Origin of the sequence: Cupriavidus sp. WS (assembly GCF_000395345.1) — a bacterium.
GTDB classification, from domain to species: domain Bacteria; phylum Pseudomonadota; class Gammaproteobacteria; order Burkholderiales; family Burkholderiaceae; genus Cupriavidus; species Cupriavidus basilensis_B.
In genome coordinates this window covers 1-10,097 of the sequence record NZ_AQPL01000562.1, presented here as the reverse complement: position 1 = coordinate 10,097, position 10,097 = coordinate 1, and the positions used below count along the sequence as shown (strand labels likewise).

At 69.7% G+C, this 10,097-nt stretch carries 10 protein-coding genes; 6 read left to right on the top strand and 4 right to left on the bottom strand.

What is annotated here, in order from left to right; all coding sequences use genetic code 11:
- Positions 1 to 292: 292 nt before the first annotated feature.
- Both K206_RS0134585 and K206_RS0134580 read right to left on the bottom strand, forming a co-directional pair.
- On the bottom strand, positions 293 to 1,720 hold the full coding sequence (locus K206_RS0134585) for an NAD-dependent succinate-semialdehyde dehydrogenase (RefSeq protein WP_020206846.1): 1,428 nt from the start codon (positions 1,718 to 1,720) through the stop codon (positions 293 to 295).
- Positions 1,721 to 1,875: 155 nt separating this feature from the next.
- Positions 1,876 to 2,676: an IclR family transcriptional regulator gene (locus K206_RS0134580; protein WP_020206845.1), complete on the bottom strand. Its 801-nt coding sequence runs from the start codon at positions 2,674 to 2,676 to the stop codon at positions 1,876 to 1,878.
- A gap of 158 nt (positions 2,677 to 2,834) precedes the next feature.
- Here K206_RS0134580 and K206_RS0134575 point away from each other — a divergent pair, with 158 nt between their 5' ends.
- Genes K206_RS0134575 through K206_RS0134565 form a run of 3 tightly spaced genes read left to right on the top strand, consistent with a single transcriptional unit; the run spans position 2,835 to position 5,384 of the window.
- Positions 2,835 to 4,013 carry a CaiB/BaiF CoA-transferase family protein gene (locus tag K206_RS0134575; RefSeq protein ID WP_020206844.1) on the top strand — a complete coding sequence of 393 codons (1,179 nt, stop codon included), beginning with the start codon at positions 2,835 to 2,837 and terminating at the stop codon, positions 4,011 to 4,013.
- 19 nt (positions 4,014 to 4,032) lie between these two features.
- Positions 4,033 to 4,638: a hypothetical protein gene (locus K206_RS0134570; RefSeq protein ID WP_020206843.1), complete on the top strand. Its 606-nt coding sequence runs from the start codon at positions 4,033 to 4,035 to the stop codon at positions 4,636 to 4,638.
- The gene (locus K206_RS0134565) at positions 4,635 to 5,384 is read left to right on the top strand and encodes an enoyl-CoA hydratase/isomerase family protein (protein WP_020206842.1); all 750 of its coding nucleotides are present in this window, start codon (positions 4,635 to 4,637) and stop codon (positions 5,382 to 5,384) included. The genes K206_RS0134570 and K206_RS0134565 overlap by 4 nt, the downstream gene beginning before the upstream one ends.
- Positions 5,385 to 5,462: 78 nt before the next feature.
- Here K206_RS0134565 and K206_RS0134560 read toward each other — a convergent pair whose 3' ends face one another.
- Complete coding sequence (locus tag K206_RS0134560) at positions 5,463 to 5,804, bottom strand: hypothetical protein (protein ID WP_020206841.1); 342 nt, start codon at positions 5,802 to 5,804, stop codon at positions 5,463 to 5,465.
- Between the two features lie 284 nt (positions 5,805 to 6,088).
- Between K206_RS0134560 and K206_RS0134555 the strand changes: the two genes are divergently transcribed.
- Positions 6,089 to 7,636 (top strand): MATE family efflux transporter, encoded by a 1,548-nt coding sequence (locus tag K206_RS0134555; RefSeq protein WP_020206840.1) that lies wholly within the window; start codon positions 6,089 to 6,091, stop codon positions 7,634 to 7,636.
- Between the two features lie 14 nt (positions 7,637 to 7,650).
- Here K206_RS0134555 and K206_RS0134550 read toward each other — a convergent pair whose 3' ends face one another.
- Entirely contained in the window at positions 7,651 to 8,196 is a 546-nt protein-coding gene (locus K206_RS0134550; protein WP_020206839.1) for a MarR family winged helix-turn-helix transcriptional regulator, read from the bottom strand.
- Positions 8,197 to 8,819: 623 nt separating this feature from the next.
- On the opposite strand from K206_RS0134550, the gene K206_RS0134545 reads away from it, so the two are divergent.
- Positions 8,820 to 9,281 (top strand): tripartite tricarboxylate transporter TctB family protein, encoded by a 462-nt coding sequence (locus tag K206_RS0134545; RefSeq protein ID WP_020206838.1) that lies wholly within the window; start codon positions 8,820 to 8,822, stop codon positions 9,279 to 9,281.
- A gap of 13 nt (positions 9,282 to 9,294) precedes the next feature.
- Positions 9,295 to 10,097 (top strand): tripartite tricarboxylate transporter permease (locus tag K206_RS0134540; RefSeq protein WP_020206837.1); only part of this gene is annotated, 803 nt, incomplete at its 3' end.

The window sequence follows — 10,097 nt, the reverse complement described above, 5'->3', positions numbered from 1 at the left end:
GGTTTCGTGGTGAGGGTGGTGGTTCTGCTGGGATTCTGCCGTTACCGTTGCGGAGCACCACGACTTTGCTGGCGGTGTTGGTTTCGCGGTCAGACCTATGATGGCGAGTGCACTGCCTGTTCAGGCATCTGCCGTTGCCGGTTTTGGCCGCCGCTACATAGCACCCTCATGGTTTCGTGGTGGGCGTGGTGGGCCGGGGTGCTGGGGCAGGGCGGGAAGCTAGCCCAGAAAAGACAAGGCCCGCAGGTTGGCTGCTTGCAGCCAACCTGCGGGCCTACTTTCACGCGCGCTGTCAGACCTGCGTGATGAACTTGGTCACGAGGTAGCCATCGAAGGTTTCCTGGCCGCCTTCGCTGCCGATGCCGGAGTCCTTGATGCCGCCGAACGGCGTTTCGGCCAGTGCCATGCCGAAGTGGTTGATGTTGACCATGCCGGCTTCGAGGCCGTTGGACACCAGCGTCGCGGTCTTGAGCGAGTTGGTGAACACGTAGGAGGCCAGGCCGAACGGCAGGCTGTTGGCGCGGCGCAGCACTTCCTCGGCGTCCTTGAAGCGCGTCACCGGCGCGACCGGGCCGAACGGTTCGTCGACCATCAGCTTGGCGTCGTCGGGCAGTTCCGTGACCACGGTGGGCGCGAAGAAGAAGCCCTTGTCGCCGATGCGCGAGCCGCCGGCGACCACCTTGCCGCCGCGGTGGCTGGCGTCGTCCAGGAACTGTTCCATCGAGGCGATGCGGCGCTCATGCGCGAGCGGGCCCATCTGGGTGCCGTCTTCCAGGCCGTCGCCGACCTTGACCGAGCCGATCACTTCGGTGAAGCGCGCGAGGAACTTGTCGTAGGCCTTTTCCTGGACGTAGAAGCGCGTCGGCGAGACGCACACCTGGCCGGCGTTGCGCAGCTTGAAGCGGGCCAGCATCTCGGCGGCCGGCTCGATGTCGGCGTCGTCGAACACCAGCACCGGCGAGTGGCCGCCGAGCTCCATCGTCACGCGCTTCATGTGCGCGCCGGCCAGCGCGGCCAGCTGCTTGCCCACCGGCACCGAGCCGGTGAACGAGATCTTGCGCACGATCGGCGATTCGATCAGGTAGGTGGAGATCTCGCCCGGCACGCCCCACACGATGTTCAGCACGCCCGGGGGCAGGCCGGCGTCGTGGAACAGCTGGGCCAGCGCCACCACGGCGCTGGGCGAATCTTCCGGGCCCTTCAGGATCAGCGTGCAGCCCGCGCCCACGGCCGCGACAATCTTGCGGATGGCCTGGTTGAACGGGAAGTTCCACGGCGTGAAGGCGGCGCACACGCCGATCGGCTCGCGCACCACGAGCTGGCGCACGTTGGGCTGGCGCGGCGGGATCACGCGGCCGTAGATGCGGCGGCATTCCTCGGCGTGCCATTCGGCGTGCTCGGCGCAGACCATGACTTCGCCCACGGCCTCGGCCAGCGGCTTGCCCTGGTCCAGCGTGATGTTGCGGCCGATGTCCTTGGCGCGCTCGCGGCTCAGCTCGGCCACGCGGCGCAGGATCTTGGAGCGCTCCAGCGGCGAGGTCTTCTTCCAGCTTTCGAAGGCGCGCTGCGCCGCGGCCAGGGCGCGGTCCAGGTCGGCGCGGCTGGCGTGCGGCAGCTTGCCGAGCACTTCCTGGGTGGCCGGGTTGATGACGTCCTGCTCGCGCCGGTCCCCTCCCTTGATGAATTCTCCATCGATGTAGAGGGCGAGATCCTGGTACATGCCTTTTCTCCTGATTGTTGTGAGTGCGGCACTCCGGGGCGGTGGTGCCGCAGGTTGGCCGGGGCGATGACCGCCCGGGCCGGGAATTCCTGGCCGAAGCCGCAAGCTTAGCGCGTCGGGCCGATATCTGCAGCCCCCGGGCGCCGCCCGGCCGCTCAGCCGCGCCGCAGCGTGGCCATGCCGCGCGTGGCCAGCGCCAGCGCGCCGTGGCGCGCGCCGCCGCCGAGGCTGTCGGAGATCTCCGCCGCGGCGCCGCGCACCAGTTCGGCGAAGGCCTTGATCCGCTGCGGGCGGAAGCGCTCGGCGGGGCCGGACAGGCCGACCGCGGCGATCACCTGCCCGTTGCCGTCGCCGATCGGCGCGGCCACGCCGCAGACGGTCTCGCGCCACTCGCCGCGGTTGACCGCGTAGCCCTGCTTGCGCACCCTGGCCATCTCCAGCAGGAACTGCGCGGGGTCGACGATGCTGTTGGGCGTGGACGGCACCAGCGCCGCCGACATCCGCTGCAGCGCGGCCTCGGGCTGGAACGCCAGCATGGCCTTGCCGGTGGCCACGCAGTGCGCCAGCGCGCGGCCGCCGATCTGCGTATAGGCGCGCACCGGGTTGGCGCTGTCGATCTTGTGCACGTAGACCACCTCGCCGCGGTCGAGCACGGACAGGTGGACGCTTTCGCCGCTGGCGTGCATCAGCTTGTCCATCCACGCCTCGGCATGGCGGCGCAGGTCCAGCCGCGCCAGCACCGCCGAGCCCAGCTCCCACAGCTTGATGGACGCGCTGTAGCCGGTGCCGGAGGCATCGCGGATCACGTAGTTCATGTCGGTGAGCGCTTGCAGCAGGCGGTGCACGTTGCTCTTGGCCAGGCCCATGTGGGCGGCGATCTCGGTCAGGCCGAGCGGGCGCTCGCTGTGCGCGAGCAGCTCGACCACGCCGAGCCCCTTGATCAAGGTGTTGTTCATGGCGCGATGCCTCCGGCGGCGGTGGTGAGGGGCCGGACAATGTCCGCGCATATGCGGGCAGCGCATATGCGTTCTCAAATGTGGAACGATAGTACCGTATTTGGCAACGTCCCTATAATCCTCGCATCTTCCATGCATATCTTCCCGGTACTTTCCCGATGAGCGATCTCCCGCAACACGACCTGCCGCTGCTGGGCGTCAAGGTGGTGGAATTCTGTACCGTCGCAGCCGGCCCGTTCTGCGGCATGCTGCTGTCCGACATGGGCGCCGAGGTGGTCAAGGTCGAGCCGCCCGACGGCGACACCCTGCGCCAGTGGCCGCCGCTGTCGGACGGCTACTCCGAGAATTTCGCCTCGCTTAACCGCAACAAGCAGTCGGTGGCGCTGAACCTCAAGGACCCGGCCGACCTCGCGCTGGCGCGCAGCCTGATCCTCGACGCCGACGTGGTGATCGAGAACAACCGCCCCGGCGTGATGGACCGGCTGGGCCTGGGCTACGCCAGTTTCCGCGAGGACAAGCCCGGGCTGGTGTACTGCTCGGTGTCGGCCTACGGGCAGAGCGGCCCGCGCGCCGGCGAGGGCGGCTTCGACCTGACCATCCAGGCCGCCGCCGGCGTGATGAGCGTGACCGGCGAGCCCGGCGGCGCGCCGGTCAAGTGCGGCGTGCCGCTGGCCGACTTCGCCTCGGGCCTGTACGGCGCGTTCGCCATCGCCAGCGCGCTGGCGCGCGTGCGCGCCGGCGGCGCCGGGGCCCACATCGACGTGCCGATGTACGGCTGCACGCTCGGCATCGCCGCGCTGCAGACCAGCGAGTATTTCGGCAACGGCCGCAGCCCGGCCAAGCTCGGCTCGGCCCATCCGCGCAACGCGCCCTACCAGGCCTTCCAGGCGGCCGACGGCTATTTCGCCATCGCCGCCGGCAACCAGAAGCTGTGGCTGGAAGTGGTGCGCGTGGTGGACCTGCCGGCGCTGGCGCAGGACGCGCGCTTCGCCACCACGCGCGACCGCGCCGCCAACCAGGCCGCGCTCAAGGTCCTGCTGGAGGAGCGCTTCGCCACGGCGGGCGTGGACCACTGGATCGCCGCCTTCAACGCGGCCGGCGTGCCGCATGCGCGCATCAACGACTATGCCGCCGCGCTGGACGATCCGCAGGTCGAGCACATGGACTGGGTGCGCCCGCTGACGCTGCCGGGCGGCCACCGCACGCGCACCTTCGCCTCGCCGCTGCGCTTCGACGGGCAGGGCCTGCCGATCCGCCGCGACCCGCCCGCGCTGGGCGAGCACAATGCGGCGATCCGCGCGCACTACGAGAGCGGCGCCGCCGGCGCCGACGCCTGACCTGCCTGGAGACACGGACATGAGCAACAACATCGAGCGGCTGCGCGAATTCGTCGCCACCGTCAGCCGCGTGGTGACGCAGGCCGAGCGCGACGGCAGCGGCGAGGCGGACGTGCTGGCCCAGGCCACGACGGCGCTGTCGGCGCTGGTGGCGCACGACGACTGGCTACCCGAGGAAATGGCGCGCCCGCATCCGGTCTACTACCAGCAGCACCTGCTCTACGGCGACCCGCTCGACCGCTTCTCGCTGGTCAGCTTCGTGTGGGGGCCGGGCCAGCAGACGCCGGTGCACGACCACACCGTGTGGGGCCTGATCGGCATGCTGCGCGGCGCGGAGATCGACCAGCGCTACCGCGTCGACGGCGGGCGCCTGGTCGCCGACGGCGAGCCGGCGCTGCTGTCGCCCGGGCAGGTGGCGGCGGTCTCTCCCACGCTCGGCGACGTGCATCGCGTGCGCAATGCGTTCGACGACCGCGTCTCGGTCAGCGTGCATCTCTACGGCGGCAACATCGGCCGCATCCGCCGCCATGTCTATGCCGACGACAGCGGCGCCACCAAGCCGTTCGTGTCCGGCTATTCCAACGCGCTCGTGCCGAACTTGTGGGCGCCGGAGCCGAAGGCATGAGCGAAGGCCAGGACATCCTGCTGATTGCCCGTGAAGACGGCGTCACGCGCCTGACGCTCAACCGCCCCGCGCGCGGCAACGCGCTCTCGCGCGAACTGGTGGCGGCGCTGTCGGCGGCGGTGGAGACCTGCCACCGCGACGGCACGCGCCTGCTGGTGCTGGAGGGTGCGGGCCGGCATTTCTGCACCGGCTTCGACCTTGGCGACCTCGACGCCGAGAGCGACGATTCCCTGCTCGCGCGCTTCGTGCGCGTGGAACTGCTGCTGCAAAGCGTGCATGCGGCGCCGTTCGCCACGCTGGCGCTGGTGCAGGGCCGGGCGATGGGCGCGGGCGCCGATCTCGTGGCCGCCTGCGAGCAGCGCCGCGTGGAGGCGGGCAGCAGCTTCGCGTTTCCGGGCGCGGCGTTCGGGCTGGTGCTGGGCAGCGCGCGGCTGGCGCAGCTGGTCGGCGCGGCGCGCGCGCGCGAGTGGATCACCGGCGGCGGCGCGTTCGCCGCCGAGGCGGCGCTGGCCAGCGGCTTCGCCACCGGCGCGCTGGAGGCCGGCGCAGCGGCGCGCGCCGCGGTGGTGGCCGAGCTCGCGCAGCGCGCGCGGCGGCTGGACCCCGCCACGCAGGCGGCCATCCATGCCGCCACGCGCGACGGCGCGGACAGTGCGGCGCGGCAGCTTGCCGACCTCGTGCATTCCGCCGCGCGGCCCGGTATCAAGGCGCGCATCGCGGCCTATCGCGCCGCGTCCGCCGGCTGAGGCGCGCGGCGTTCGGGCTGGCACATGAATGCCCCGGGGCGTCCCCGGGGCATTTTTCATGGGCCGGATGCGGCGCGGTCAGTTCCGCGTCGAGCCGCCCGACAGTTCCTGCCTGGCCGCCGCGTCGTTGGCCTTCTTTTCCGCGCTCCTGACCTGCTTCGCGGATTTCACGTCCTGCTTGTACTCGCGCTTCGCGGCCTTCCTGGTGGCGTTGTATTCGTCCGATGCCTGCTTGTTGGCCTCGCGGCGCTGCACCAGCGGGTCCTTGGGCGGCTCGACCTGGGTCATGCCGGGCGGCACGGCGGCGTTGGCATTGTCCGCGGGCATGGCCGGGGCCTGCGCGAAGGCGGCGGCGCACAGCAGGCCGGCGGAGGCGGCGGTGGCAACTTGCAGGAAGCGGATGGGCTGGTTCTTCGACATGGCGGGTCCTCGCTGTTGGTGGATCGGTACAGATGCTGGCCGGGGACGGCGGTCCGAGGCATTCCCCCGGCTTGCGCATTTCACCCCTGTTTGACCGGCGTTTTTCGCCGCGCGTGCCCCGATCCGGACATCTGCTTACAATTGGCCTGCCGTCCGACAGACGGCCACCGACAAGACCTGTCGGCGGAGTGTGAGATAGTGGCCAGCGGGGGCGCACGGCCTCCGCCCGCGCACCCCGCGCGGGCACAAGAAACCACCAAGAACAGCACGAGACAGGCCGCGACATGCCGACCAGACACAAAGCGCAACTACTGACCACCGGCCCGATCGGGCGCACCCTGCTGCTGTTCTCGCTGCCCGTGCTGGGCAGCAACATCCTGCAGTCGCTCAATGCGTCGATCAACTCGGTATGGGTGGGGCACTTCCTCGGCGAGGCGGCGCTGACCGCCACCTCCAACGCCAACATCATCCTGTTCTTCCTGCTCGGCGTGGTGTTCGGCATCAGCATGGCCAACACCATCATGATCGGGCAGGCGGTAGGCGCGCGCGACCTCGACGAGGCGCGCCGCGTGGTGGGCACCAGCACCGGCTTCTTCGTCGGGCTCTCGGTGCTGGCGTCGGCGCTGGGCTACATCTTCACGCCGGCCATCCTCGCGGCGATGGACACGCCGGCCGACGCCAGGCCGCTGGCCGAGAGCTACCTGCGCATCATCTTCCTGGCGCTGCCGTTCATGTATTTCTACAACTTCGTGATGATGACGCTGCGCGGCGCCGGGGATTCGCGCACGCCGTTCTACTTCATGCTGTTGTCGGTCGGGCTGGACGTGGCGCTCAACCCGCTGCTGATCTTCGGCATCGGGCCGCTGCCCGAGCTCGGCATCGCCGGCTCCGCGCTGGCGACGCTGATCGCGCAGCTGGTCAGCCTCGCGGCGATGCTGGCGGTGCTGTACCGCCGCGGCCATTTCCTCGCGCTGCGCCGGCACCAGCTGGGCTACCTGCGCCCGGACTTCGCCATCCTGCGCGCGCTGGTGGCCAAGGGCCTGCCGATGGGCCTGCAGATGGTGGTGATCTCGTCGTCGGCGATCGTGATGATGTCGCTGGTCAACCGCTACGGCTCGCAGACCACGGCCGCCTATGGCGTGGCGTCGCAGTTGTGGACCTACGTGCAGATGCCGGCGCTGGCGGTGGGCGCGAGCGTGTCGTCGATGGTGGCGCAGAACGTGGGCGCCGGCCTGTGGGAGCGGGTGGCGCGCATCACGCGCGTGGGGCTGCTGTTCAACCTGCTGATGACCGGCGCGCTGGTGGGCCTGATCTACCTGTTCAACCGCCATTCGCTGGGCCTGTTCCTGCCCGACGACGGCACCGCGATCGGCATCGCGCAGCATATCAACGCGATCGTGCTGTGGTCCTTCATCCTGTTCGGCTTCACCATCGTGCTGTTCGGCACCGTGCGCGCCACCGGCGCGGTGATGGCGCCGCTGGTGATCCTGTTCGTCTCCATGTGGGTGGTGCGCCTGCCGTTCGCCTCGCTGCTGGCGAGCGACTATGGCGCCGACGCGGTGTGGTGGAGCTTTCCGCTGGGCTCGGTGGTGTCGGTGACGCTGGCGGTGGCCTACTACCGCTTCGGCAACTGGCGCGCCAGCCATATCCTGCCGGTGACGCCGGCGGCGCCGGCCCCGCGGCAGGAGTTCGCGCCGCAGGCGCCGGACACCAGCATGGGCACGCCGTGCGAAGAAGCCCTGAGCACGGCGGGCGCCGGCGAGGATGCCGGCGAGGTGGCGGCGCTGGCGCAGGCCGCCGCCGGCGCGCCCGCCCGGCAGCACCCACGCTGAGCGCCGGCGCCGGCTCAGTCGCCGGCCGTTTCCGTTTCCGCGGCGCCGTCCACGTCGGTGCCGCGCGCCAGTCCCGCCAGCCAGCGCCGCACCACTTCTTCCTCCTGCGCCGACAGCCCCGCGCGCAGGCGCGCCTCGTTGTGCAGCGCGCGTTCGCGGCAGCCTGCCAGCAGCGTCTCGCCGGCCGGCGTCAGCACGATGTTCTGGATCCGGCCGTGCACCGGATGCGGCTGGCGCCGGATCGAGCCGGCCTTCTCCAGGTTGGCGACGATCACGCTGACGGTCTGCGGCGTGAGCAGCGCCAGCCGGGCGAGGTCGGCATTGGACAAGCCGGGATAGGCGCCCAGCATGGTCAGCACCACGAACTGCGGCGGGGTGGCGCCCAGGTCGGCCAGCGCGCGCTCCAGGCGCAGGCGGTTGGCGGCGCCGGCCTGGCGCAGCAGGTAGCCGAGATAACCGGCCTCGCCGCGCTTGCCCTCGCCGGGGCGGGGAATCGCCGGGGCGGCGGCGGCCGGGTCGGTGGCGGCGCCCGCGTGGGCTGGCCGTGCGGTCTTGCTCATGGTCGTCCGGGTTTGCGTGAAAGGCGTGGAAGGGGGAAAGCCGTGGCGCCGGCTGGCGCGCGTATTCGTGCTCTGAGATTATCGCAGAGCCGGCGCGCTGCCGGCCTGCCGCCGCATATTGCCGCCTGCCGCCACCTGAAAGGCAATCGAAAGCTCTGTCTGTCATCGTGCGCCCGTGGTCGGGGCGGCAGCGCCGTGCGCCGCCTTTCAATCAGCTTTCAACGCGGCCGCCGCGCGGCTTCCGGCGCATGCCGGCGCCGCGTCGTTCCCCGCGTGACTTCCCGCGCCACGTCCCGCGCAGGCGCGCTTCGCCTGCGCGCCGCCGGCATGGCCGCCAGCCACGCGCCCGCATCCGGCGCGCGCGATTTCTCCCTGTTTTCCCGCCGACTTCGCCCGATTCGTGAAAATGGATCACGTCGTGATATTTGTCGTTTGTGGCGAAGTTCCTCATGCATCGGTGATTACCCCTAAGTCAAGACAAATGAAAGCAAGCTGAAAGATCGCCTCTCTAAGGTTGCATCCATCCTGCAGGAGAGCCTTCACACCTGCCGATCAAACCGTCTGCGCATGCAAGAGCCTGCGCGCGCAGCCGGATGCTTTCACGTACTTTGAGGAGAATCGTTTTGCGCATACGCAGCCAAAAGGACTTTGCCTCCGGCCTGATGTTCGTCCTGGTCGGTCTGGGCTTTTCCTGGGTCGCTCGCGGCTATTCCATGGGAACTGCCGCAAAGATGGGCCCCGGATATTTTCCGTTCCTGCTCGGGCTGGTACTGGCCGTGCTGGGCGCACTCGTGTTGATCGGCTCGCTGTCGAGCAAGGGCGAGGAAGACCAGCTCGCGCGCTGGGACCTGAAGACCCTGCTGTGGATCCTCGGTTCGGTGGTGCTGTTCGGCCTGCTGCTCAAGCCGCTCGGCATGGTGCTGTCGGTGTTCGTGCTGGTGCTGGTGTCGTCGATGGCCAGCCATGAATTCAGCTGGAAGGGCGCCCTGGCCAACGCCGTGGTGCTGGTGCTGATCAGCATGGGCGCGTTCGTCTACGGCATCAACCTGCAGATGCCGGTGTGGCCTGCTTTCATTACCGGTTAAGGAGTCGGCCTCAATGGAATTGTTCGATCACCTTGCCCTGGGTTTTTCCACGGCACTGTCACTGCAAAACCTCGCATACGCCTTCCTGGGCTGCGTGCTGGGTACCCTGATCGGCGTGCTGCCGGGCCTGGGGCCGCTGGCCACCATCGCCATGCTGCTGCCGGTGACCTACACGCTGCCCCCGGTGGCGGCGCTCATCATGCTCGCCGGCATCTACTACGGCGCGCAGTACGGCGGCTCCACCACCGCCATCCTGGTCAACCTGCCTGGTGAATCGTCGTCGGTGGTGACCACCATCGACGGCTACCAGATGGCGCGGCGCGGACGGGCAGGGGTGGCGCTGGCCACTTCCGGCCTGGGCTCGTTCTTCGCCGGCTGCGTGGCTACCCTGATCCTGGCCGCGTTCGCCACGCCGCTGTCGGAACTGGCGTTCAAGTTCGGTCCCGCCGAGTACTTCTCGCTGATGGTGCTGGGCCTGATCGGCGCCGTGGTGCTGGCTTCGGGCTCGCTGCCCAAGGCCGTGGCGATGATCGTGCTGGGCCTGCTGCTGGGCCTGATCGGCACCGACGTGAACTCGGGCGCCGCGCGCTTCTCCTTCGACATCCCCGAACTGACCGACGGCATCGACTTCGTCGCGCTGGCGATGGGCATGTTCGGTTTCGCCGAAATCGTGGCGAACCTGGAACAGAAGGAAGACCGCGAGACCTTCACCGACCGCGTGACCAACCTGTGGCCGACCAAGGAAGACTTCAAGCGCATGGCGCCGGCGGTGCTGCGCGGCACGCTGCTGGGTTCGGCGCTGGGCATCCTGCCCGG